This window comes from Deltaproteobacteria bacterium (genome assembly GCA_013151235.1).
Lineage (GTDB): Bacteria > CG2-30-53-67 > CG2-30-53-67 > CG2-30-53-67 > CG2-30-53-67 > JAADIO01.
The window spans coordinates 1-25753 of the sequence record JAADIO010000052.1; the positions used below are offsets into that span (position 1 = coordinate 1).

The 25753-nt window shown below is 57.7% G+C and carries 19 protein-coding genes and 2 pseudogenes; 9 read left to right on the plus strand and 12 right to left on the minus strand.

The window, feature by feature from the left end; translation table 11 throughout:
• The 5 genes and pseudogenes from GXP58_09860 to GXP58_09880 all read right to left on the minus strand — a co-directional run.
• On the minus strand, positions 1-1192 hold a 1192-nt coding region (locus GXP58_09860), incomplete at its 3' end, for a hypothetical protein (protein NOY53907.1).
• A 939-nt stretch (positions 1193-2131) separates the two neighbouring features.
• Positions 2132-4300 (minus strand): RNA-binding transcriptional accessory protein, encoded by a 2169-nt coding sequence (locus GXP58_09865; GenBank protein ID NOY53908.1) that lies wholly within the window; start codon positions 4298-4300, stop codon positions 2132-2134.
• A 386-nt stretch (positions 4301-4686) separates the two neighbouring features.
• Positions 4687-4917, minus strand: a pseudogene (locus GXP58_09870) (ferrous iron transport protein A).
• A 279-nt stretch (positions 4918-5196) separates the two neighbouring features.
• On the minus strand, positions 5197-7188 hold the full coding sequence (gene feoB / locus GXP58_09875) for a ferrous iron transport protein B (protein NOY53909.1): 1992 nt from the start codon (positions 7186-7188) through the stop codon (positions 5197-5199).
• Between the two features lie 73 nt (positions 7189-7261).
• Complete coding sequence (locus GXP58_09880; GenBank protein NOY53910.1) at positions 7262-7549, minus strand: helix-turn-helix transcriptional regulator; 288 nt, start codon at positions 7547-7549, stop codon at positions 7262-7264.
• Positions 7550-7964: 415 nt separating this feature from the next.
• Here GXP58_09880 and GXP58_09885 point away from each other — a divergent pair, with 415 nt between their 5' ends.
• The 3 genes from GXP58_09885 to GXP58_09895 are packed head-to-tail and all read left to right on the plus strand — an operon-like array spanning position 7965 to position 11777.
• Positions 7965-10505 (plus strand): heavy metal translocating P-type ATPase, encoded by a 2541-nt coding sequence (locus GXP58_09885; protein NOY53911.1) that lies wholly within the window; start codon positions 7965-7967, stop codon positions 10503-10505.
• A gap of 40 nt (positions 10506-10545) precedes the next feature.
• Positions 10546-11619 (plus strand): FAD-dependent oxidoreductase, encoded by a 1074-nt coding sequence (locus tag GXP58_09890; protein ID NOY53912.1) that lies wholly within the window; start codon positions 10546-10548, stop codon positions 11617-11619.
• Entirely contained in the window at positions 11616-11777 is a 162-nt protein-coding gene (locus tag GXP58_09895; protein NOY53913.1) for a hypothetical protein, read from the plus strand. The genes GXP58_09890 and GXP58_09895 overlap by 4 nt, the downstream gene beginning before the upstream one ends.
• A 5-nt stretch (positions 11778-11782) precedes the next feature.
• Here the strand turns inward: GXP58_09895 and GXP58_09900 are convergent, their stop codons facing one another.
• The 7 genes from GXP58_09900 to GXP58_09930 are packed head-to-tail and all read right to left on the minus strand — an operon-like array spanning position 11783 to position 20491.
• Positions 11783-13909: a hypothetical protein gene (locus GXP58_09900; protein ID NOY53914.1), complete on the minus strand. Its 2127-nt coding sequence runs from the start codon at positions 13907-13909 to the stop codon at positions 11783-11785.
• Positions 13906-14664: a hypothetical protein gene (locus GXP58_09905; protein NOY53915.1), complete on the minus strand. Its 759-nt coding sequence runs from the start codon at positions 14662-14664 to the stop codon at positions 13906-13908. The genes GXP58_09900 and GXP58_09905 overlap by 4 nt, the downstream gene beginning before the upstream one ends.
• A 44-nt stretch (positions 14665-14708) precedes the next feature.
• The gene (locus tag GXP58_09910; protein NOY53916.1) at positions 14709-15767 is read right to left on the minus strand and encodes a hypothetical protein; all 1059 of its coding nucleotides are present in this window, start codon (positions 15765-15767) and stop codon (positions 14709-14711) included.
• Between the two features lie 33 nt (positions 15768-15800).
• Positions 15801-17381, minus strand: coding sequence for a hypothetical protein (locus tag GXP58_09915; protein ID NOY53917.1), 1581 nt, complete (start codon positions 17379-17381; stop codon positions 15801-15803).
• Positions 17382-17385: 4 nt separating this feature from the next.
• Positions 17386-18837 carry a hydrogenase 4 subunit F gene (locus tag GXP58_09920; GenBank protein NOY53918.1) on the minus strand — a complete coding sequence of 484 codons (1452 nt, stop codon included), beginning with the start codon at positions 18835-18837 and terminating at the stop codon, positions 17386-17388.
• Positions 18834-19529, minus strand: a complete 696-nt coding sequence (locus GXP58_09925; protein NOY53919.1) for a hypothetical protein — start codon at positions 19527-19529, stop codon at positions 18834-18836. The genes GXP58_09920 and GXP58_09925 overlap by 4 nt, the downstream gene beginning before the upstream one ends.
• An 11-nt stretch (positions 19530-19540) precedes the next feature.
• A complete protein-coding gene (locus GXP58_09930) occupies positions 19541-20491 on the minus strand; it encodes a formate hydrogenlyase subunit 4 (protein NOY53920.1) in 951 nt (316 codons plus the stop codon).
• A gap of 443 nt (positions 20492-20934) precedes the next feature.
• Between GXP58_09930 and GXP58_09935 the strand changes: the two genes are divergently transcribed.
• The 6 genes and pseudogenes from GXP58_09935 to GXP58_09960 all read left to right on the plus strand — a co-directional run bounded on the left by GXP58_09935 (position 20935) and on the right by GXP58_09960 (position 25679).
• On the plus strand, positions 20935-21297 hold the full coding sequence (locus GXP58_09935; GenBank protein ID NOY53921.1) for a winged helix-turn-helix transcriptional regulator: 363 nt from the start codon (positions 20935-20937) through the stop codon (positions 21295-21297).
• Positions 21297-23201: a cadmium-translocating P-type ATPase gene (gene cadA / locus GXP58_09940; GenBank protein NOY53922.1), complete on the plus strand. Its 1905-nt coding sequence runs from the start codon at positions 21297-21299 to the stop codon at positions 23199-23201. Before GXP58_09935 ends, cadA begins: the two co-directional genes overlap by 1 nt.
• Positions 23202-23380: 179 nt before the next feature.
• Positions 23381-23911 carry a hypothetical protein gene (locus GXP58_09945; protein NOY53923.1) on the plus strand — a complete coding sequence of 177 codons (531 nt, stop codon included), beginning with the start codon at positions 23381-23383 and terminating at the stop codon, positions 23909-23911.
• Positions 23912-24123: 212 nt separating this feature from the next.
• A complete protein-coding gene (locus GXP58_09950; GenBank protein NOY53924.1) occupies positions 24124-24942 on the plus strand; it encodes a sterol desaturase family protein in 819 nt (272 codons plus the stop codon).
• Positions 24943-25035: 93 nt separating this feature from the next.
• Positions 25036-25440, plus strand: coding sequence for a heavy metal-responsive transcriptional regulator (locus GXP58_09955; protein NOY53925.1), 405 nt, complete (start codon positions 25036-25038; stop codon positions 25438-25440).
• Positions 25437-25679 (plus strand): annotated as a pseudogene (locus GXP58_09960) (thioredoxin family protein). Before GXP58_09955 ends, GXP58_09960 begins: the two are co-directional and overlap by 4 nt.
• The last annotated feature ends 74 nt before the right edge of the window (positions 25680-25753 follow it).

The window sequence follows — 25753 nt, forward strand, 5'->3', positions numbered from 1 at the left end:
CCAGGGTGCCGCCGCCGTTGGTGAGGTCCCCGTTGAAGGTATTCACCGAGAGGCGTCCGCCGGTGAAGTCAAAGGTGCCGCCGGGATGTACCTGGATTGTCGCCGCCGAAAGATTCCCTCCTTGCAACTGGTAGGTACCCGTTGCCCCAGGATATTTAGCGAGGGTGAGGATATACGTCACCGTGTTCGACCCGCCGGTCTGGGTAAAGGCGCCCGTGCCGGAGTGGCCGATGTTCTCTACATTGGCGTTGAGGCTGCCGGTGCCGGAGAGGTCGTAGGTACCGCTGCCGCCGGAGTTAAAGCCGAGGTAGAGGTTGTTCGTAACCGCATTCGTCCCACCCGTCTGAGTGAAGGCGCCCATACCGTAGTCGCCGATAAACTCGTAATTGGCACTGAGGCTGCCAGTACTCAAGTCGTAGGTACCGCTCGCTCCGGAGTAAGAACCGAGATATAGGCGATTCGTGACTTGATTCATCCCGCCGGACTGGGTGAAGCCGCCCGTGCCGCCATAGTCGCCGATGTACTCGTAATCTGCCGCAAGGCTGCCGGTGCCGGAGAGGTTGTAGGTACCTTTCCCGCCGGTGTTGTAGCCGAGGAAAAGAATCGAGACCTGAGTTGTCCCACCGCTCTGGGTGAAGGCGCCCGTGCCATGCCAGCCGATGTACTCGTAATCGGCGCTGAGGCTGCCGGTGCCGGAGAGGTCGTAGGTGCCGCTCCCGCCGGAGTTGTAGCCGAGGAAAAGACTCGAGACCTGAGTTGTCCCGCCGCTCTGGTCGTAGATGCCACTGCCGCCAGAGTTGCTGCCAATGTAGAGGGCATTCGTTACGGTGTTTTTTCCGCTGGACTGGGTGAAGGCGCCCGTGCCGTAGAAGCCGATGTACTCGTTATTGGTGCTGAGGCTCCCCGTGCCCGAGAGGGTATGGCTGCCGCTGGTCCCCGTTGCCGAGCCGAGGTACAAACTATCCACATCGATGCTGCCGTTGCCGCCGCCTACGGTGAGCGTGCCGCCGTTGATGTTGAGCGTGCCGGTACCTGCGCCATTGACGATGTTGCCGGTTACGTTGAGTGTGCCGCCGGAGAGGGTGTAGGCGCCATTCACGCCGGAGTAGTGACCGATGTAGAGGTTGTTCGTAACTGCATTCGTCCCTCCGGACTGGGTGAAGATACCCGTGCCGTAGTGGCCACTCGTCATCGGCGCTGAGGCTGCCGGTACCGCTCAGGTTGTAGGTGCCGCTCCCACTGAAGTAGTAGCCGATGTAGAGGTTGTTCGTAACTGCATTTGTCCCACTGCTCTGGGTGAAGGTACCCGTGCCGTAGTGGCCGATGTACTCGTTATCGGCGCTGAGGCTGCCGGTACCGCTCAGGTCGTAGGTGCCGCTCCCGCCGGAGTAGTAGCCGAGGTAGAGGTTATTTGTGACATCATTCGTTCCCAAAGACTGGACATAGTTCCCCGTATTGCTGGTACCAATGGACTCGGTGTCCGCGTGGAGGGGGTGGCTGTATCCGTCGTATCCCTGGTTCAGCGTGATCGTTCCTGTTCCGGTGGCGTTGATCCAGAGGGAACCGAGGACGTCCGCAGGATGGAGGGTGTTGTAGTAGTAGACTGCCCGGTTAGTTGCGTCGGACTGGATGAGATTGACGTTATCCCCGGCCACTGGCTGCCCTGCTCCGCCAGCACCGCCCGGGGTCAGGCCCCAGTTGGAGCTGAAGTCCCACCGATTGCTGCCCCCGACCCAGTATTTACTGGCTGCCCCGGCGGGGAGGGCGACGAGGAGGAGCAACACGAGGATGATCAGGGAGGGTAAGTAGTTGATAATCAAGAACAATCGGTTTTTTCTGTGGTGGTTCATCACGGTTTCCCCTTTGACGGAACGGAAATGAACAATTATTGTAGAAACAAATTCACCTGTACTGTTTCAGTAACATGAGAAGCTAAAAAGTCGCGAAAAAAATTCAATAATACAAGAACTTTGGGGACGTTGTTTATTTGTTCATTTCGTCAGGTTTTTCAGGATATACGGATACTTGCGAATAACGGCCTCCACTCGCCGCACAGAAACCTCCTGGGGGTCAGACTTTTATAATTTTATATTTGGTGGGATTAAGGGGACGTTGTGAAAGCGCCGCACAGCTACACCGACCCTATTTTTGGAGCTTCTGCCCGGGTCTGGCCGTTCTTCATCGAAAGGGATATCCGTTTCCGTTGCAGGTCTACCTCGAGTACTGTAACAGTAACCTTCTGATAAACCTTCACCACGTCTCCGGGGTTTTTTACAAATCTGTCAGAGAGCTGGCTTATATGCACCAGTCCGTCCTGGTGGACGCCTATATCCACGAAGGCCCCGAAAGCAGTGATATTGGTGACGATGCCGGGGAGCTTCATTCCGGGCTTCACGTCATCGATCTTTTCGACCCCCTCGGCAAACGCGAAAGACTCGAACTCTTCCCGGGGGTCCCGTCCCGGCTTGGCTAGTTCGTCCATAATGTCGTTCAGAGTTGGCAGGCCCACTCTGTCCGTTACATATCTTGCAAGATCGATGTTTTTTCTGGGGCCGTCCTCTTTCATCAGGTCAACGACTGTACATCCGCTATCCCGGGCCATGGCGTCGACGATGTGATAGCTTTCGGGGTGGACCGCGGACCCGTCAAGGATATTTTCACCGTTTTGTATACGGAGAAACCCTGCCGCCTGCTCAAAAGCCTTGGGTCCGAGGCGGGGAACCTTTTTGAGTCCCTTCCGTGATCTGAAGGGACCGTATTCGTCCCTGTATGCGACAATACTCTTTGCAAGCTGTGGCCCCAGCCCTGAAACGTAGGTGAGGAGTTGACTGCTCGCTGTATTCACCTCGACACCCACTCCATTCACACAGCTGCTGACAACGTCATCAAGGCTTTTTTTCAACGCGGTTTGGTTCACATCATGCTGGTATTGACCCACCCCAATGGACTTGGGATCTATCTTCACCAGCTCGGCAAGGGGATCCATGAGTCGTCGTCCGATCGATACTGAACCTCGAACGGTCAAATCATATTCGGGAAATTCCTCCCGCGCTGCCTCTGATGCAGAATAGATGGATGCTCCGCTCTCGTTCACCATCACAACAATGATTTCACCTGGAAGGCCGAGGCCCCTGATAAATGACTCTGTTTCCCTGCCTGCAGTGCCATTCCCTATGGCTATGGACTCGATCCCGAAACGGCCACAGAGGTCTTTGATTTTCCCGGCAGCCTCGGAAGCCCCCTGATTAGAAAAGTGAGGAAAGATCGTATCGTTATGGAGTAGCTTCCCCTGGCGGTCAAGACAGACCACCTTGCACCCTGTCCTGAATCCCGGGTCGATGGCGAGTACGTTTTTGCGGCCCAAAGGTGGGGAAAGCAGAAGCTGCCTCAAGTTTTCGACAAAGACATGTATCGCCTCCTCATCGGCCCGCTTTTTTACGGCAAGTCGTATTTCGCCCTCCATGGATGAAGAGAGCAGCCGTTTGTAACTGTCCTGGACAGCAATGCGTACCTGTTCAGATGCCGGACCACTCCCTTTGACAAACAGTGGTTCAAGCAGAGAGAGCGCTTCATTTTCGGACGGCGCTATGCGGAGGATCAGGAATCCCTCGTTCTCCCCGCGTCGAATGGCCAGGACCCTATGTGAGGGGGCCTTGGAAACAGGCTCCTCCCAATCATAATAGTCTTTGTACTTTATCCCTTCTTCTTTTTTCCCGGTGATAACCTTGGAGCGCATGATGGCTTTGGTTGAATAGAGTTCACGCATCTTTTCCCGTGCCCACTGGTTCTCGCTCACCCATTCGGCGATAATGTCTCGGGCTCCTGCAAGGGCTTCATCCACGGACGCAATTCCTTTTTCCGTATTGATGAATGCAAAGGCTTCAGCTTCCGGGTTTATTTCACCCTGTTCGTATAATTTTGAGGATAGAGGCTCCAGCCCTTTCTCCTTGGCCACCGTAGCACGCGTGCGGCGTTTGGGGCGGAAGGGAAGATAGATATCCTCAAGGATGGTGATGGATTCAGCGTCTTGGATCTTCTTCTTCAATTCCTCTGTAAGTAAGTCCCGCTCTTCCAGGGACTTGACAATAGCGTCACGCCGTTTGTCCAGTTCTATCAGCCTTTCGATCCTGTCCCTTATCGCTGCGATCGAAACTTCGTCAAGGCTTTCGGTGGCCTCCTTCCTATACCGGGCGATGAAGGGGATCGACGCACCAGTATCAAGCAGGGCCACAGTTGACTTGACCTGCGAAGGCTTGATCGCAAGTTCTTTTGCGATTGTCTGAATATGCAATTCGTTCATGATTTCCTTGGGATCATCTGTCTACTTCCTGCCGCGTTTTATGATAGGGGAAGTGTTGTAATCATGCAACAAATAAACCTTATGCGTGCGGTGGATAGAGGGTGGAATAAACAAGTCGAAGATATTCATCGACGAAGAGTGCAAGAATACAGGGGGCAGCGCAATGGAAGTCAAGAACGGTGCGCGCCGGAGAGCGGTGTGCCGATTACGGGCTGTCATAGCCTCACGGAGTCGGATGGAACTGGGTTTGTCATCCGCTGAGATCGCCCGTCACCTTGGAGTGGCGATCTCCAGCATTTCGCGGTCGATCCAGAGGATTGAAGATCAGTGATCGCCATAGCAATGTACGTCCGGTAACAACGTCCCCAAAATCGTCGTTAAACCGGCTACTCTCGTTTGATAATGATTGTTTCAGCCATGTCGGTATCCACTGCATACTGGCTGTAACCGACCGAGAAGACAAAGGATGGAAAATCGGCGTTCAATTCAATGGGATTGCCGGGAAGCACACCCATGACCATCAGCTTTCGCAGTTTCTTTGAGTCGCCCGCTTTGATATAGGCGATGGTCCCCGTCTCCCCCGGCTTCAGGTGGGTCAGTGGAGTGATAAACTTCTTGTCGATGGCATTTCCATTGACTTTCTCCGACCTGGATTCTTCTTCCAGATGTTCCCACAACTTTCCCTGGGTTTCTTCAATCTGATCACGGTTATGCATGGGTGTTACTCCTCTGTTTTTTGATAAAATGTATGATTCTTTGGACAAAGTCCAGTTCCCGGGGGGACTCGTATCCGCAGTAAGGACACTTGACCCTCTGACAGCCGCCGAAGGATGCGCAGGTCCGGCACTCTTTCCTGGAACGCTCAGCGGAAAACTCCTTTCGACAGAATGGACAGATCACAACTGGACTCCTGTAAAGTTCAGCATGGCGTTCACCAGGCCGCCGACCGCAAAGGCGAAGGGGAAGATAAAAAGGGCCATGGCGCCGGCTACCTTGAGCCCGCGTTCTTTCTTCATGATCAGAAACTGGGCAATACAGGGAACGAACAGGGTCAGGGTGATGACCGCCACAGCCAATTGGTTGCCGCTGAGTGTTCCAGCCTGTTGCAGGTCGTAAAGGCCGGCGGCACCGTAATCCCGGCGGAAAAAGCCGAACAGGAAGGATACCGCCGCTTCTTCGGGAAGGCCGATCCAGGCCATCACATGTGCCAGCCAGGAGACGATGACGTCGAAGGTCCCGGTAATTTTCCCCAGCCAGATCAGGAGGCTGGCCAGAATGAACAACGGCAGGATTTCGATGAAATACCACTGCATGCGGGTGTAGGTCTTCATGAAGACGGCACCCGGGCGGGGCATGCGCAGAGGGGGGACTTCCATGTAGAAATTCGGCCGGTCGCCGGGCATCAGCCGTGCGGTAAGAAAGCCGATGAATAGAAAAATGCCCAGCATGAATACCGCCCAGACCGCCATAACGGCCGGTTCTTCCGCCATCATGCTGAGGATGACCCCGAGCTGGGCGCTGCAGGGGATCGCCAGGGCCAGCAGCAAGGTGGCAATGATTCGCTCCCGCTTGGTTTCCAGGGTGCGGGTGACCATGGTGGCCATGGTATCACAGCCGAAACCGAGAGTCATGGGAATCACCGCCCGTCCGTTGAGGCCGATTTTCTTGAAAATCCGGTCGACCAGCAGTGCCAGTCGGGGTAGATAACCGGTGTCCTCGATGATCGAAAAGGCGATGAAGAAGGTGCCGACGATCGGTAGAATGATGGCGATGGCATAGCGGATCCCCAGGGTGATGATGCCATAGTCCATGCCGACAAGATCCCGGATTGGTTGCCAGGGGACGTAGGCCGTGAGGACGTTGTTGATCCAGGGATTGATCTGTTTCCCGAACAGGCCGCCCTCAAGAAAATCCACGACGGTGCCGGCGCCGAACTTACCGACGAACTTGTAGAGTCCGAAGTAGAGGACGAAAAGCAGGATGGGAACCCCCGTCAGGGGCCGCATGGTCCAGCCACCCAGACGGTTGGCGAAGGTTTTTCCCTTTGCGGCCGGCGGCGCAAACGCTTCTTCGCAGATCCTGGTTGCACGCTTGTGAAGCATCATGGGTACCGTGTAACCGGCGGGCTCATCCGGCTTCTCTTCCAGTTCCTCCAGGGTGGCATTGAGAAGGTCGATTGATGGACCCTCGGCCCGCGCCTCTCCGGTAATAAACTCATCCCCCTGGATCAACAGCAGGGCAAGCGCCCGCTGTGACAGACCTCGACCCGTCGGCATGATCCGTGTAAGGGTCTTTATCGCTCCGTCAATGGCCTTGCCGTAATGGATCTCCGGGGTTTCCCCAGAGTGACGGCGGGAGACGATTTTCTTTTTCAGGGTATCGACCCCTTCCCCGGAAAGTGCCGATACGGACACCACCGGGACACCCAGCTTCTTTTCCAGAAGCGTCGTGTCGATGCGGATTCCCAGGCGGTCCGCTTCGTCGATCATGTTGAGGACCAGTATGACCGGAAGGCCGGACTCGATGAATTGCAAGGTGAGAGAGAGCATACGCTTCAGGTTCTTGGCGTCGATGACATGCAAGACCACATCGAACTTCCCGGCGAGAAGGATGTCACGGCTGACGCGCTCCTCTTCGGTGATCGGCAACAGGGAGTACATCCCCGGGGTATCCTCGATGGTGAACTCCTCGTCACCGATCCGGCATTTCCCTCGGGCAACCTCCACCGTCGTTCCGGGATAGTTGGAGACAATGACGTAAGAGCCGGTCAGCCGGTTGAAGAGGGCGCTCTTGCCTACATTGGGGTTCCCGACCATAACAATTTTCTTGAGCCCGCTCACTTCGCTGGATTGGCCGCCATGGCAGCCGCAACTACTTTTCCGCTTCATTTCCAAACCTCCGTTCGATTTTGTTTATATCTGAACATGTGCGGATATGTTCAGATAAGTTGGCAAAAAAAATTCACCCGGCCTCCACATGCCGGATCCCTTCTTCAAACAGAGTGCGCACATGATCGTCGTCGAGTGAGTAATAGACCATTTTGCCGTCCTTTCTCGATTTGACCAGCCGGGCGGAACGCAGAATACGCAGTTGATGAGAAATCGCTGATTGGGTTGCGTTGACCACGGCGGCAATGTCACAGACGCAGAGTTCTTCTTCGGAGATTGCGTGTAGAATTCTCACCCGGGTCGGTTCGGCCAGAACTTTGAAGATCTCGGCCAGGTCGACGATGGTTCGATCATCGTTCATCCGGGCCCTGGCTCTCTCCACCCGTTCTTTATCTACATAGTAGATCTGACAAATATCGTTTGCCGTCATATCTGCTCGTATGAATAGTCGTTCATGCGTTGTGGACAATTTACGTTGTTTTGATGTTCATGTCAAGAAGAATCTGAACAGAAGTTCCCCCAAAAACATCCACCCTCCAGGTCTCAATTGTTGAAAAGAAGAAGGACACTTGTTGTGCAACGTGTCCGGGGGGGGAGGGGCAAGATTCGGGGAAGTCCTGGAATCTGGATTTAAGATTCAAATTGTTGCCGCAAGGCTCTCAACCGGGACGTAAAATTTATTCGTTCTTTTTGACGGCTGCCGTCCGGAAAATCGGTTGATTTGACAAATGCTTGCCGGTGTGGTTTGTTTTAAAAAAACATAGAGGAGGAAGATCATGTCACAGGATCCGGTTTGCAACATGGAGGTTTCGAGCGATTCCTCCAATCACTTCCACCACGAAGGGCAGGAGTATTACTTCTGCAGTGAACACTGCCTGCACAAGTTCAAAGAAAACCCGGATGAGTTCGTAAAAACGGGGTCTTCCCTCGATCCGGTCTGCGGGATGGAGGTTTCGGACGATTCCTCCAATCACTTCCGCCACGAAGGGCAGGAGTACTACTTCTGCAGCGAGCACTGCCTGAACAAGTTTAAAGAAAACCCGGATGGGTTCGTGAACAAGGCCCCTTCCGCGGAAACAGGCGGTGGAGCCGGCACCTACACCTGCCCGATGCACCCGGAGGTGATGCAGGACCACCCGGGTTCCTGCCCCAAGTGCGGGATGGCACTGGAACCGATGGTCGCTCCGGTTATGACGTCCGCAACCGCATATACCTGCCCGATGCACCCGGAGGTGATGCAGGACCATCCCGGCCCCTGCCCCAAGTGCGGCATGGCATTGGAACCGGTGACGGTGCAGGCCGAGGAGAAGAACGAAGAACTGATCTACATGAGCCGACGTTTTTGGGCCGGTCTCGTATTGACGATCCCCGTTTTCGTTCTCGCCATGGTTGCCGACCTGCTCCCGTCGTGGCTGCCGGCCGGCCTTTCCATGCACACGGTTCAATGGATCGAGTTTCTCCTGGCGACACCGGTCGTGCTGTGGGGCGGGTGGCCCTTCTTTGTCCGGGGTGTGCAGTCGGTCAGGACCTGGAACCTGAACATGTTTACATTGGTCGGTCTCGGCATCTCGGTCGCATGGGGATACAGTGTGGTAGCGCTTTTGTTCCCCGGGATCTTCCCGGCCGTCATGCGGAGTGACGCAGGCCTGGTCTCCGTCTATTTCGAGGCCGCGGCGGTGATCACGGTCCTGGTGCTGCTCGGACAGGTACTGGAACTGCGCGCCCGTTCCCGGACGAACGCCGCGATACAGATGCTCCTCGGCCTCGCTCCGAAGACGGCCCGTATCGTGCGGAAGGACGGGACCGAAGAAGATATCCCCCTGGAGGATGTGAAGCCGGGTGACACCCTGCGTGTGCGTCCCGGCGAGAAGATTCCCGTGGACGGCACGGTACTCGAGGGGGAAAGCAATGTCGATGAATCGATGGTCACCGGGGAGCCGATCCCTGTGGCAAAGTCGGCCGGGGAGAAACTGATCGGTGCGACGGTCAACGGGACGGGTGGCCTCCTGATGCGTGCGGAGAAGGTTGGCTCGGACACCCTCCTTGCACAGATCATCCGGATGGTGGCCGACGCGCAGCGTTCCCGGGCGCCGATCCAGAAGCTGGCCGACGTGGTCGCGGGTTATTTCGTGCCCGCGGTGGTTGCTATATCTTTACTCACATTTTTTATCTGGTGGGGTGTGGGGCCGCAACCGCGCCTGGCCCACGCGGTCATCAACGCCGTCGCGGTCCTGATCATCGCATGCCCCTGCGCGCTCGGTCTTGCCACACCGATCGCCATCATGGTGGGAACCGGCCGGGGTGCCATGGCCGGGGTCCTGATCAAGAACGCCGAGGCCCTCGAGATTATGGAAAAGGTCGATACCCTCGTCGTGGACAAGACCGGCACGTTGACGGAAGGGAAACCGAAGCTGGTCGCCGTACGCACCGAGGCGGGATTCACGGAGGACGAGGTGCTCCGCATGGCCGCCGGGCTCGAACGTGCGAGCGAACACCCCCTGGCGGAGGCGATCGTGGCCGGTGCGGAGGAGAAGGGAGTCGAACCGTCAAAAGCGGAAAACTTCCAGTCCGTAACCGGCAAGGGGGTTACGGGAGAAGTCGACGGGCACAGGGTCGGGATCGGAAATGTCAAGCTGCTGGAAGATTTGGGCATTGACCCGGGAGCGTTGCCTCAGGAGGCGGACCGACAGCGTGCCGAAGCGAAGACGGTGATGCTGGTTGCCGTGGACGGCAAGGCGGCGGGGCTGATCGCTGTCGCCGATCCGATCAAGGAATCGACGGCCGAAGCCATTCGCGATCTCCATGCAGAGGGGATACGGGTCGTCATGCTGACCGGTGACAGTCGGGCCACGGCAGAGGCCGTTGCCGGCAAACTGAAAATCGACGAGATACACGCCGAGGTCCTGCCGGAACAGAAGTCGGAGGTGGTGAAACGGCTCCAGGCGGAAGGGCGTATCGTCGCCATGGCGGGGGACGGGATCAACGACGCCCCGGCGCTGGCGCAGGCGCAGGTCGGAATTGCCATGGGGACCGGAACGGACGTGGCGATGGAGAGCGCGGGGGTGACACTGGTCAAGGGGGATCTGAGGGGGATCGTCCGGGCAAGGCGACTGAGCCGGGCCACCATGCGGAACATCCGGCAGAACCTCTTCTTCGCCTTCATCTATAATTCCGCGGGGGTGCCGGTTGCGGCCGGGATCCTCTATCCCTTCTTCGGGATCCTGTTGTCGCCGATCATCGCCGCTGCGGCCATGAGCTTCAGCTCGGTCTCGGTGATCAGCAATTCGCTGAGGCTGCGGAATGTGCAACTCAACTAAGCCGGCTTGGTAAAAGGTCCGCCAATTAAGGGAGAGAGTCATGGAACGGGATCCGGTATGCAACATGGAGGTCAAAGAGGACTCGGCCCTGACTGTGGAACGGGAGGGAAAGACCTACTTCTTCTGCTCCGAGGGGTGCCGGAAGAAATTCCTCCGGGGGTCCGGAAATACGCATGACAAAAAGGTCTACGACCTCCTGATCCTCGGGGGGGGACCCGCCGGCCTGACGGCGGCGGTCTATGCGGCGACCCTGCGGATGGAGGCCTTCCTGATCACCAAGGACCTGGGGGGCCAGGCAGTCGACAGCACGCAGATCGAGAATTACATGGGGTTCGATTTTATTGCGGGGACCGACCTGGTGAAGAAATTTGAGGATCAGCTTCTCCATTCCCACTACATCGATCACCGGATCGGCGAGGTCCGGAAAGTCGTCCCGGACGGAGAGGTATTCCGGGTCACCGTGGATGAAGGAGAGACCTTCCGGGCCCGTGCGCTGATCCTCGCCACCGGCATGCGCCGCAGGAGGCTGGACGTCCCGGGGGAGGAAGCCCTGCAGCGGCAGGGGGTCTTCTACGGCAACATTCAGGATGCCTCCTTTGTCGAAGGGGCGGATGTGGCGATCGTGGGAGGGGGGAACTCGGCCCTGCAGATCGTAGAGACCCTTCATTCCGTGGTCGGGACGATCCACCTGATCTGCAATTCCACCCTCAAGGCCGACCCGATCGTAATCGAGCGGGTCGAGGCCTTCCCCGATCTCGTCAAGCACGAAGGATACGAGGTCCTGGAAATCACCGGGGAGAACAGGGTGGAGGGGATCTCCATCCGAAACCGGAGCGGCGGTGAAGTGGAGCATCTTGCCGTGGGAGGGGTCTTCATTTCCATCGGGCTCTACCCGGACTCCTCCATCTTTGAGGGATTGGTGGATCGAAACAAACGGGGAGAGATCCGAATCGCCCCCGACTGCTCCACCTCCCGGCCGGGGATCTTTGCCGCGGGGGACCTGACCGACGCCTACGGCAAACGGATCGTCATCGCCTCGGGAGAGGGGGCCAAGGCCGCACTTGCCGCTCGGGAATACCTTCTGAAGTTGTCCTCCGGCCCTGCGGCGTCATGAAGGTACGTTACGGCCGGGTTACCATTCTGCTGGCGGGAATCCTTCTGGTCAGCCTGCTGCATTTTACCACCAGCACCTCCGTCCACGGCTGGCATGTCTTTTTCAGGAAGCTCTATTTCATCCCCATCATCATGGCCGCTCCCGGTTGGAAGTGTTGATTTTCTTACGCAAATGATGCAACCGCAAGGAAGACGAGGAGTGCCAGGAGAGCGTACCCTGCATAGTTATTGATCCGGCCGTTGTGCATGCGGGCAAGCCGGCCGGCGATCCATTGTGCGGCGGCTGCCGGGGGATGTAGAATCAGGCGGTCGATCAGATGTACTTCCTCACGTTTCCGGCGGATTGCCACGCGGAAGTGCTCGGCGATGGTCTCGCTGCGGTTCACCACTCTGGGATGCAGGATCGCGTCAAAGATCACCCTCACGGGCTGGGCGAATCCGGTCGCCGTATAAGTCATCTCCGGCAGAAGGTGCCTGACTCCGCCGTCCCACCTGGGGCGGCGGACGACCCGGCGCCGTCCGGCAAAGACGAACCGTACGATGATTGCGCTGATACCGAGCAGGAAGATAAGGGTTAAAAACATGTACGAGGTGGACATGGCGAAGACGACGGGGTTTTTTGCTCCGCCGCGATGAAGGACCGCCAGGCCGCGGCCCGGGAGTATGCCCAAGCCGATCCGGGCGCCTAAATCGTGAAATTCGGAAGCGAAATCGGCAGGTAGTTGATCCGCGGGGGGATTTCCTGCAAAGAAGGGGGGGACGAGTGCGTCGGTGCCGCTCGCATTGGTGATCGGTAGCACGGCCCGGTCCACGGCAGGGATCACGTAGGTCGGAAGCACCCCCAGCGCCAGGCATACCAGTGCAAGGAAGGCCATAGAGGCAAGGGCCGACTTGCCGGTCTCCCGCGCGGTGGAGGCAGCCTTGGATCTGGGCATTCCCAGAAAGCCCATGGAGAAGGCCCGGACAAAACAGGTGACGGCAAGTCCGGCGGTCAGCGCAAGACCGGCGCCTGCCGCCACAAAGGATATCTTGACACCGAGAGAGACCAGTTCCACGCTGCGCAGGAGTGACTCGATCGTAAGCCATTCACTGACGAATCCGTTGAAAGGGGGCATGGCGGAAATGGAGAGTGTCCCGACCAGAACGAAAAGCCCGGTCCAGGGCATCTTTTTGAGCAGGCCGCCCAGGCGGTCGAGGCTCCGTGTTCCGGCAGCACTTTCCATGACCCCGGCCCCCATGAAGAGCAGGGTTTTAAAAACGGAATGGTTCAGAAGGTGATAGAGCGTTGCGACAAAGGCGATGGCAGCCGGGATCCGGTGACCGGTTGCAAGAAACAGAACACCGGCCCCAAGTGCGGTGGTGATGATCCCGGCGTTTTCGATGGAGCTGTGGGCCAGCAGCGTCTTGAAGTCGTCCTCAATGGTTGCATAGAGAATACCGATCAGGGCGGTGACCGATCCGGTAATGAGCATGACGGCGCCGGTCCCGACCTGCGTAACCGGCAGCAGATCGGCAGTCACACGGATGATACCGTAGAGGCCGAGGTTCAATGTCGCTCCGGCAATCAGCGGTATGCATGCGGATGGAGCTGCGGTATAGGCTTGCGCGACCCAGAAATTCAAGGGGATCAATCCGGCTTTTACCCCGAATCCGATAAAGGAGAGGGCGAAAACGGTCCACCGTATGCCGTTTCCCAGGCCGGGGGCCGTTGTTCTCAATGCATCGAAGCTGAGTGCCCCGGAATGTACCGACAGTAACAGGAAGGCGGCCAGGACGGCAAGTGTACCCGCCTCGCCGGTGGCCAGCATGAGATACCCCGGACGCTCGCCGGCAACGGTGATCATCAGGTAGATGAGAATTGACATGATCTCCCAGGCCACGAGAAACAAAAATATATCCCCGGCGATAAGGACCAGGAGGATGGCGATTAACAGACCGAGGTACAGCGCGGCGAGGATGCCGCGATGACGTCCTTGATCGCAGCGTATTCGGTCGGCGGCGAAAATGGAAGCAGGCATGGCGACCAGAGCAGTGGCCACCAGGAAAAAAGCCGAGAGGTGATCAACGGTTATGGTCAACTCCCCTGTGCCGGGAAGGGTCCAGAGCGAGGCATGGAAAGGGCCGGCGGCGAAGAGGGCGCCTGTGCCGTAGATCAGCAGCGTCAAAGAACCGAGTCCGCCGAAGCCGGCCAGCGCAAAGGGGGATCTCTTTTCCGGCAGCAAGAGTACCGCCGTGATTCCCAGGGAATAGAGTCCGAAGGTGATGATCAGTAACTGGCCGGGATCGGTCATTGAGCGTCTCCTCCTCCCGTAGATGCAGCGGGCTTCATGGGTTGCACCGCCTCCTTGCGTCCGGCAAGGATCAGCAGGCCGTACAGGATGGCCGTCGGCGGGGGTGGACAGCCCGGGATTTCAAGATCAACCGGCAGGATGTCGGCGACCCCGGCGCCGGTCACGAAACCGGGTCCGAACAGCCCGCCGCTCAGTGCGCAACTCCCGACGGCCGCAACCCGTTTCGGCTCGGGCATGGCCTCGTAAGCCTTCATCAGGGGGGTCTTCATCTGGTCGGTAACCGGTCCGACCACCAGGAGGATATCAGCCTGCCGGGGTGTCGGGGTGATGAAAAAACCGAGCCGGTGCATATTATAGAAGGGATTGTTCAGGAGCCTGACCTCGTTGAGGCAGGCCCCGCAGTCGCCGGCATCGACGATGCGGATGTGTAGTGATTGTCTGAATGCTTTCGGGAAAACCGATGAGGTTTTCTCAAGCTTCGCCCATTCGAATCCGGTCTCCCACCGGATCGGTTTCGCAGTCTCCCGTGCACATCGATAACAGTGGATACACCGTGCACGCTCCACAACGATCCGATCATCCGCCTGCTGCAACGCACCTGCCGGACATAATGCGGTCAACCCTGCGCTGTCGGTCTTCCCGCAGACCGTATCCTGCGGCATTCCCGGGGAGGTCCCGGGGGTATCCTCCATTTTCGCCGGGTAACGAGTGGTGACCACCCCGGTTTGCAGGCCCTTGAGTATCCACCGGCTCATATTAAATGCCTCCTGATGATTCCATAAAAAAGCCCCTCTGCCGGTTACGCCTTCGTCGTGATGTACAGGCCGGCGGCTGCAAAAAAAGCGATATACCCCATGATCAGGAACAGGGCTGTAAAGGATGCGGTATCGTTTGTGTTTTCATCGGTGATATAGAGTTTGTAGGCAATCATGTTTGCCAGGGATCCGAAGATACTGCCGAACCCCCCGACGTTCGTTCCCCAGAGCAGGGCTTTCCAGTTTGATGTGAACTTTGCGAAGAGGAGCGTTGACGGGACATTGCTCATGATCTGCGAGGCGAGGGCGGAAAAGAGGAATACATGCCCGGCGTGCTTGATCTCGGATGCCATCAGAATCTTCAGGTTTTCAGCAAGACCGAAGAAAAAGAAGAAGCTGAAGAGGAGGAAGTAGTCCACGTGCAGGGCTTCCCGGTCGAAGAGAAGTGCATAAACGACAACGATCCCTGAGGCGCGAATCGGCAGGATGTGCAGTACGGAGAGGAGGACGATGATCAGGAGGATCCCGTGGACGCTGGACCTGGCCGTATTGTGCATTGCCTCGGTGCTTTCCGGCGTTGCCTGTAAATGAATCGTGAGGGACAGGATAACCGGGAATAGAATCATCAGGGAAAAGGGGGCGATGGAGGTGATGAATTCCGCAGGGGACAGGTTGTAGAACCAGTAGATATAAAGATTCTGAGGGTTCCCGAAAGGGGTCAGGGCCGATCCTGCGTTTGCGGCCAGGGCCTCCAGAATCACGAGAAGGCCCCTCCTGTCGATGTTGAGCGCCAGGGTCAGCGGGACAATCACAAGGAGGGCGATATCATTTGTAACGACCATCGAAAGAAAGAATGTCGTGACGATCAATTTGAGGGGGACCCCTCTTCCTTTCTCGATGCTTCGGGCAAACCTCGATATAATCCCACTCTGCTGCAAGCCCTTGACCGCTATAAAGAGGACAAAGAGGATGAAGAGGACCTGCATTTCCCGGGGCGAGGGGACGGGCGGATGTCCCGTATAGATGGATGTCAGGAGGAATCCAGTGCCGGAAGCGAGGAGCAACCATTCTTTTAGGATAAAATCGAACAATGCGTCTTTCATGTTGTCCCGGATCAGCCTTTCGTAATGAAGTCTTTACCTGTCGTTTTCGGCCACGGAGAGCCCGAACGTCGCCAGGATGATCGGGAAGTCCTGGAATGCAAAGTTCTCGGCCGCCAAGTGAAATCCGTGCCAGTTCGTGAAGGAGGGGGTGATCAGCCGGTACCTCTTCACCGTCCCTGCATCGTCGATGCGGATCCAGTGCCACGTTGCTCCGCGCGGGGCCTCGACCCCCGCCAGTGCAACCCCCTCTGCGGGTTTGCAGGGAACCCGGACCGGACCATTCCGCAGCGCCCCGGTTGCCTGCTCCATGAGATGGACCGCCTCCCTTGCCTCGGTGAGGAGTACCCGAAGGCGCGCATAGCCGTCCCCTTCATCCTCGCAGGGGAGGCGGAACTTGAAGGCATCGTAGGCCGCATAGGGCTGCATCCTCCTGAGATCGTTGCAGCAGCCCGACCCGCGGGCCACGGGACCTACGAGCCCATGGTTGCGGGCCTCCTCTCTGGTGACGATCCCCACTTCCTCGATCCGGTCGAGGAAACTGCTGGTGTTGATCAGTATTTTTTCAATTCCGTTCAGGCGCCGGACAATACCCCCGGCCCGGGCTACGGTCTTGCCGCATGCCCGGTCATCCAGGTCGCGGCTTAAACCGCCGGGGACAGCCATGCCGAAGAGATAGCGATGGCCGGTGAGACTGCCGGAAAGCCTGAGCGCCTCTTCCTCCAGGATCGCCGTCTGGTTTGCGGCGACGACCAGCCCGGTGGAGTTGCAGATTCCTGCGACGGTTCCCAGGTGATGGCGGAACCGTTCCAGTTCGGAGAGGAAGACCCTTAATACGCCGGCGCGTTCCGGTACCTCCGTGTCGCCGAGCTGTTCCACGGCCATGCAACCGGCGAGAGCGTGGGAGAAGGCCGTGGTGCCGGCGAACCGCTCGACCATGAGGAGCGCATCATCGTATGCGCGCCCTTCCGCTCTTTTCTCCACACCGCGGTATTTGAAAAAGAGCCGGGGAAAGATCCGAATCACTTCTTCTCCGATGGTCTCCAACTGGAAATGGACGGATTCCGCATCGCCGGAGAAGATGGGACCGACCGGCATGATGAAGGCGCCGGGTGCATCCACGATCCTTCTCGGCCGCCAGTTCCGACTTGGCCTGCGGTTGGCAAGGGTGGCATCGATATCAAATCCGTTGCGCATCGGTTCCACCCCTTCCTGCCAGGCATCGTCATGGAGGATAAAGTCTCCCAGGCGGGGATGCCCTTCAAATACCAGACCGAAGAGGTCCTCCGCCTCCCGCTCATGCCAGTCCGCGGCGTGGACCTCTCCGCAGATGCTTTTGCATAGACGTTTTTTTATGGGAGTATCGGTCCTTAACAGGATACGCCCCATCTCACCCTGCCCGGCGAAGAGGTAAAAAAGATCACACCGCTCGGCATTTTCTTCCACGATCAATCCGGCAAAATGATAGTTCCGCCGGTTGGATAGCCAGCCGCAGACCTTGGGCAGTTCGTCATTTCCGCACACGATTTCGGTGATCCCATTCCGGATGCCGGTAACTTTTTCAATTGCAGCGGGCCAGAGGAGAGACGCTTGCTTCGTTACCTGCTCGATATTCATCGTGTTATCCTCCAAGCGTTGTTGCGGCAAGCGTGATCAGCTTCTCAAGGGGACCCGGGATGAAAATTCCCAGGACAAGTATCGGTACTGCGGCGAATATCATGGTTGTTCTGCAACTCAACGGAAGGGGCTCAGGCCTTTCTCCCTCCCCTTCGATTGTCGGGGCCGACCCGAAAACCATACGGCTGACATGATTCATGATGGCGAAAAAGGCCACGGCGATAAAGAGGAGCAGCAACCCCACGGCGACATACTCCCCCCGGTGCAGCCCGGCTTTCAGGATGGAGAACTCGCTCATGAAGATCGCGAAAGGGGGCGCCCCGGCAATGGCCAGCCCCCCGAAAAGGAGAGCGACACCGGCACCGGGGGCCCTGGTGATCAGGCTGCGTACCTCAGCGATCTCCCGGGTGCCCGTCAGGAGCAGAACACTTCCTGCGGCGTAGAAGCAGAACGATTTTGTAACGGCGTGGGCCGTGATCTGCAGCATTGCAGCGGAAGACGCCGAAACCCCTCCTAGGCCGACGGCGGTCAGGATGATTCCCATGTGCTCAATGGTGGAGAAGGCGAAGAGCCGTTTGTAGTCCTTGACCTGGACCAGCAGAAAGGCCGCCGTCCCCGCGGAGATCAGCCCGAAGACCAGCATCCAGGTATCCGGACTGACACCAGGTGCATTCCGCAGGATGGGGACCAGGCGGAGAATCGCGTAGAGGACGGCGGTGGTTTTTACGCCCGAGAGAAGTGCGCACACGGGTGTCGGCGCCTGGCTGTGGGCATCGGGAAGCCAGGTATGGAGCGGCACCAGTCCGGCCTTGGCGCCGAACCCGAGCAGAATCAGGGCAAAGGCCGTCCGCAACAGCACGGGTGACATACGGGGGGCGCCTGCCGCCAGCCCGGCCCAGGTATAGTGTTCGATACCGGCCCTTTGTGCCGCCCAGAAAAGGATCAGGAAACCGAGCAGAGCGATGGCCGCACCCATGACCGTAAGCACAACGTATTTCCACGCAGCCTCGAGGGCTTCGTGAGAGTTCTCAAACCCGACCAGCAGCACGGAAAACAGGGTGGTCAGCTCCACGGCGATCCAGATGATATTCGGCTCCTGGACCAGGGGCACCATGATCATGGAAAAGACAAAGAGGTTGAAATTTAGATAGTATCGACGCAGGTCGGCCCGGTTGTGATGCTTCATGTAGCCGATGGAAAAGAGAGCGGCCGTCATGTTTACAAAGGCGACCGGGATGAGAATGAGAGCGCCCGGTGCATCCAGGGCGATCCAGCCGGGGATTGCCGCCACGATGTGTCCGGGAGATGTGATGACATTCAGGGCTGCCCGCACCGACAAGGCCAGCGTGGCCATCGCCGCGATCAGGGCGATGGTCGACTCGATACGTTCCCTGCGTGTGAGAAAAGAGAGTAGTGCGGCGGCCAGCGGTATCGTTATCAGAACAAAGAGGATCATTTGTCCGGCTCCTCCCTCAGTTTGGAGAGCCTTCCCACGGCGGTGTTTCCGACTCGTTTATGGACGGCGCCGGTCAGCACACCCACCATGAAGGTCAATATGAGAACGTCAAAGGCCAGTGCCAGTTCGGCGATCAGGGGCAGGTTGGGGGCGATTGCCACCCCGGCGAAGAACGCCCCGTTTTCCATTGCCAAAAGCCCCAGGAGCTGCGGGACCGCCTCGCGGCGGACGGTCAGCGTATAGGCGCCGAGAAGGAGCCCGGCCAGGCCGATGGGGACATTAATGCGGACGGTTCCTCCTGCGGCGGCGGCCTTGATCCATGGAAGGCTGAAGAAATATGCAGCAATCGTCAGGATCAGAGCGATAATCAGTGAAGTCGGGATCTCGACCGCCTGCGAGATCTCCCTCCGTGTGTAGACCTCTTCACTCAACATGCGGCGCAGGAGCCACGGGAGGAACCAGACCTTCGTGAAGAGGTTGATCGTTCCCACGGCCATGAGATGCATGGAAAAAGGACGGAGGCCCAACAGAAACGCCGCCGCGACCAGACAGAGCGATTGGAGGATAAAGAACCGGAGGCAGGCGCGCACCTGGCGCGTGGCCACGATTCCGAAGGTGGCAATGATAAAAACACCTCCGGCAAGGGAGTCCAGGTTGGTCATGAGAGGCGTAATGTTTTGAAAGACCGCCATTCTCCGCCTCCTTAATGCGTGAAGACACTGGTCAGCATTGCGATGACTGCGATCACGAATGCGGCGCTCATGAATTCACTGATCCGGAAGAGTCTCAGCTTCGCCAGTGATGACTCGATGAGAACAAGGAGCATGATAAAAAGGAGGATCTTGAACAGGACCAGCGGAACGGCAGTGAGGATCGCACCCCACTCCAGGGTTGAAGCGAGCCCCCAGGGCGTCACGAGGACGTTCAGCAAAACGATCATGAGCACGAAAAACTTCATCCAGCCGCCCCACTTCATGAGCGCGGCGCTCCGTCCCGAGTATTCCAGGTCCTTTGATTCATCGATCATGGCCAGTTCGAAATGACCGCTGGGATTGTCGACGGGGATGCGCCCCTTCTCGGCCAGGATGAGCATGACGAAGGCGACCAGGAGCAGGAGATGCGACGGCTCGAAAAAATTGGCCGGGGGCGTCACCCATTTCTGCTGTACGATAAAGGGGATGGTGGAATCGGCTACGAAGGAGACGGTAAAAAATACGATGAGAAAGATCGGTTCCGTCAGGAAACCAACCATGCGGGTGCGGCTTGCCCCCATCGGGCCGTAAGGGTTTGCCGTATCCGCTGCCGCCAGTGCGGCAAAAAATCCGCCCAACGTTAGGACGAAACCGGCGCCGACCATGTCGGCCATGAATGCCCAGAAGAGAGGATAGTCGGTCAGGACGGGGATCAGGAGCGTCACAAAGATGGGGGTGATAAAGACGATGTAGGGAGCCACACGAAAGATCCATGAACTCTCCTTCGGTACGATTTCGTCTTTGGAGAAAAGCTTTCGGAGATCCCGGTAGGGCTGGAGGATGCTCGGCCCCTTCTTGGACTGTATAATCTCCTTCAGTCGGTTCAGCACCCCCGCCGCCAGGGGGGAGAATCCCATGACCATGAGTACCTGCAGGAGATTGAATAGGATACGCTTGCTCATGCCCGGCTCCTTCTCCCTGAAGATGAGTTTCGGTCCCCGAGTCGTACGGTCCGTCAAGCGGTGTATGAAGGCGGGCACAAAAAAACCCGCTTTGCGGCGGGCTCCAGACCGGACAGTACCGACTCCCCCGCCACAGAACAACCTCCGAGACAGGAGTCATTAGCCGGATTCAGGCGATTGTACGGGAGACTCCATCCCCACATTTTTAATTTCGTACGGTACCATGATATGAAAAAAAGTCAAGACTTTTCCCCGGCCTCTGACTCTGTGGGTTAAGCAAAGATCTTGAAGTATGCTCCCGCGTATATCCTATGGGGTTGAAAAGAGGCTGAAGGAGAAAGGATCAATCCCCATCTTTGCAGAAAATGTGATTGACAGCGGGCTCCTTTTTTTTGTACTTTAACGGTTGAGCATATGTTCAACCGTTTCAATGAATGGTTGCCATGAAGAAACGAGACCGTACATCCTGTGAAATCACCTTCGTCGACCGGCGGAGAGTCGCATCCGTCAGGAAGAGGATGAAGAGCGACGAGACCCTGCTGCGCCTGTCGGAGACGTTCCGGGCACTGGGGGACCCCACGAGGATGAAGATCATCTTCGCCCTTTCTTTGGAGGAACTCTGCGTCTGTGATGTTGCCAACCTGCTGGGAACGACGAAGTCCGCCGTCTCCCATCAGTTGAGGATCCTGCGGAACATGCGCCTGGTGAAATACCGCAAGGAGGGGAAGATGGTTTATTACTCCCTCGATGACGAACATATCGAAGATCTTTTTGAGATGGGATTACAACATGCGGAGGAGAAGTGATGGGTTGTTCTTGTGGCAAAAAAGAATGTATTGAAGGGCGTTGGTGGCGTCATCCCCCCATGCGGAACGCCCTGATTTCAGGTCTCGTGACCGGCACGGCTTTTGTGCTGACCTATCTCGGGATCCTCCCGAGGTCGGCCGAGATTGTCATTTATCTCGTCGCCATCGCCATAGGAGGCTACCACTGGATGCGGGAGGGGGTTGAAGAACTGATTAAGGAGCGTGAGGTCGGGATCGATCTTTTGATGATCGCCGCCACGGTCGGTTCGGCGGTTCTCGGGATGTGGGACGAGGCCGCCTTCCTGGTCTTCCTGTACGGCGCGGCGGAGGGGCTGGAAGAATACACCTATGCCCGGACCCGGCATTCCATCCGGCAACTTCTCGACCTCGCTCCGAAAGAGGCCCGGGTCGTCCGGGAGGGGAAGGAGGTGACTATTCCGGCGGGAGAGATTCGGCCCGGGGAGGTCTTTATCGTCCGGCCGGGGGAGTCAATCCCGACGGACGGGGTGATCATCACCGGCCGTTCTTCCGTGAACGAAGCGCCGGTGACCGGCGAGTCGGTCCCCGTGGAAAAGAAGAAGGGAATGAAGGTCTTCGCCGCGACGATGAACGAGGAAGGGGCGCTTACGATCGAGGCCACGGCCGGATTCGAAGACAACACCCTCTCCAGGATGATTCACATGGTTGAAGAGGCGCAGGACCAGAAAGGGCGGGTGCAGTTGTTCATCGACCGGTTCGGGAAGAGATACACACCGCTGGTGCTCGTCTTTGCCCTTGGACTTCTCATCGCGCCACCCATGTTCGGGCTCTCTTTTGCATACTGGGCGGAAAGGGCGGTCGTCCTTCTCGTTGCCGCCGCACCCTGTGCCCTTGTGATGTCGACCCCCGTGGCCATCGCTGCCGGGATCGGCCTGGCCGGCCGAAACGGGGTCCTGATCAAGGGGGGCGTGGCCCTGGAGAACCTGGCCCGGATCAGGGTCGTCGCCTTCGATAAGACCGGCACCCTGACGCGGGGTAAACCGGTCGTCACCGATGTCGTATCGTTCAACGGGAGTGAGAGCGAGATGCTGAAACGGGCCTGCAGCGTGGAGCGGTTCTCCGAGCACCCACTCGCGCGGGCGATTGCCGAAAAAGCGGAGGCATCCGGGATTGAAGGTGTTGAGGTAAAAAGGTTCAGCTCGATCTCCGGCTACGGCGCCCGGGCCGAGATTGATGGTGAGACCGTTTACGTCGGGAGCGACAAGCTCTTTGCCCGGTCCGGCCGGGATGGAGTCTCCAATGGTATGATCGAGGATCTCAGACGGGAGGGGAAGACGGTCATCTTTGTCGGCAGCGGGGAGAAGATCGACGGCATTATCGCCATCCGGGACGAGATCCGCCCCCGGTCGGAAGAGATCGTCTCCGCACTGCACCGGATGAGGATCAAGGTCGTCATGCTGACCGGGGACAACGAAACCAGCGCCGAGGCCGTCGCCCGTGAACTGAATATCGATAAGGTACGGGCCGGGCTCAAACCCGAGGAGAAGATCCGGGTCGTCCGGGAACTGGAAGAAGAATACGGTGCCGTGGCCATGGTGGGGGACGGGATCAACGATGCCCCGGCCTTAGCCGGTGCCACGCTCGGGATCGCCATGGGAGCGGCCGGGACCGATGCCGCCGTCGAGGCCGCCGACATCGCCTTGATGGGGGACGACCTCGGGCGGATCCTCTATGCCGTCCGGCTCGGGAAGAAGTCCGGCCGGATCAGCCGGCAGAATATCGTTTTTGCGATCTCAACCCTGGCGGTTCTTATCCCGGCCGCCCTTACTGGCTGGATGAGCATCGCCGTGGCCGTAATATTCCACGAGGCCTCGGAACTCATCGCCGTTGCGAACGGACTGCGGGTCGCTCGGGAAGGGGATTGAAGGGGGAAGGCAAGGAAGGGCAAGGGGCAAGGCACAAAGGCACAGAGGGACAAAGGGACAAGGCACACAGCAAAAGCATCAACCACGGGGAACTCGGGGAGCACGGGGAAAAGTCGAAACCCACAAGCATGAACCACGGAGTTCTCGGAGAAAGACAAAAATGGGAAGGGAGGATCGTTATGAAACATACTTTGATGATTGTGGGTACGCTTTGCGCTGTTTTCTTCATCCTGGCAGTGCCGGTTATGGCGCCGGCATCGGGGGCGGAGAGGATCCTCTTCCATATCAAGACCGATCTCGCCAAGGACGACGCCCAGATCTGCGTGGCTTACAACATGATCCGGGAGGCCCTGCGGGAGGGGAAGGAGGTCTCGGTCCTGATCGACGCCTCTGCCGTCAATACCTACAAGCGGGGATGGCTCGGTCATGACGCCCTGGAAGGGTACAAACTGCCCGAAAACCTGCGAGCGGAGATCGCAAGGCAGACCGGCGTAGGGATCGGCAAGGTCCCCGCGACCTACGGGGCATACCTGACGCTTTTGCACGATGAGGGCGCCCGGTTCTATATCAACGGCGGGATGCTCGTGGTGGCCGGGATCTCGGAAAAGTTCGGCGATCTGTCGAAACTTTCCGTTGACTTCTTTAAACCGGTCACCTTCAAGGAGATGCTTCATCTCTTTGGCGAAGCGGACCGGGTCGTGGTTTACTGAGTGGCCCTATTCGTAAATACTGTGGCATTCGAGTGCCGCAGGACGGTATCCTCTTTGATCCGCTCCTTATGCCGCACCACAAGGGTATGCCTCAGTCGCTCGTCTCGATGAAACCGCTCTGCAACTCTCTCGGTGCGTCACAGTATTTACGAACAGGAATTACTGAAATGTAGCGATAAAGGTTGATGGAGATCACAAGTTGTGGAGGCAAGATGGCAGCGTATGAAACGTTGATCCGGCTTTTTATGTTTTCGGGGGTTTTGATCGCAATGGCGGTTTGGGAGGTCTTCCGGCCTCGACGGGTTTTGTCGCAGCCCAAAGGTCGGAGGTGGGTCACGAACCTTTCGATCACGGTCTTGGATATGGTCTTCGTCAGGGTTACAATCGGGGGAGTTGCCGTAACTACGGCGATCTATGCGAAAGCACATGGATGGGGTCTGCTCCATGTTATTCAATTACCATCCATTGTTACCTTTCTGGTCACTGTAGTTGTTCTGGATATGGCCGTCTACCTGCAACACGTGTTGTCCCATGCCCTGCCGATCTTCTGGCGCCTGCATCGTGTCCACCACAGTGATCCGAACTTTGATGTTACCACCGGACTTCGGTTTCACCCCTTCGAAATCTTTGTCTCAATGATTTACAAGGCAGCGGTGGTGGCCGCTTTAGGGGCGAGCCCGTGGGGGATGATGGCCTTTGAGGTCATTCTCAATTCCTCTTCTCAGTTCAATCACGGCAATGTTGCGATCCCCCCGGCTCTGGACCGTATCCTTCGGCTGTTTGTGGTCACCCCGGACATGCATCGAGTGCATCACTCCTGGAAGGTGAAGGAGACCAACAGCAATTTCGGTTTTTTTCTTCCCTGGTGGGATCGTCTCTTCGGGACCTACCGGGACCAGCCTGATGACGGGCACCGAGAGATGACGATTGGTTTGAGGGAGTACCGGAATTTTGAGAAGTTGACTTTCCGGCACCTTCTCTGGATGCCTTTTTTAAGGCCGATGGGTTCTTACAGCTTCCGGAGGGAATAAAGTAGCCTTTCGAAACCTTCTTCACTGATTATTCCTTGACATTGGACACGACTCCAAGATGTATAGTGTTCATGTGAAGCAAAAGGTGAGGCGATGGAAAAACTGACGATCGGTAAGGCGGCAAGAGGGGCTGGGGTCTCCACGGATACGATCCGTTATTACGAACGTCTTGGGCTTCTTCCGGATGCCGGGCGGCTGGAATCGGGTTGCCGGGTCTTCCCCGGGGATGTGGTCCGGACGATTCGGTTCATCAAGCGTGCCCAGCGTCTCGGATTCTCTCTCGATGAGATCCGGGAGCTTCTCGCCTTCCGGGAAGAGGGCGCAAGCTGCCGGGAGGTTAGGGCGGCGGCCTTGCACAAGATGGGGATTATAGAGAGGAAGATTGCCGACCTTTCGGCGATCCGGAACGCCCTGAAGAAACTGATTAGTTCCTGCGAGGCGGGGAACGGGGCCGTCTGCCCGATTCTCGAGGCGCTGGAGAAGGAGGAAGAATCATGAAGATCGAGTTGCTTTATTTCGAGGGATGCCCTTCCTGGCGGAAAGCGGAGGAGAACCTGAAGACGGTCCTCGACGAACTCGGGATCACCGATCCGGTCGGGCATGTACGGGTGGAGACCCCGGAGGAAGCGGAACGGCTTTCCTTTCCCGGTTCCCCCACGATCCGGATCGACGGGGCGGACATCGAGGCCGGTGCCGGTGAAGGAAAGAGATTTTCTCTTGCCTGCCGTATCTACAGGGAAGGGCAGGAGGCCTACGGCTGGCCGTCGGTCCGGATGATCCGGGAGGCGTTTGGCAGGATGGCCCGGGATGA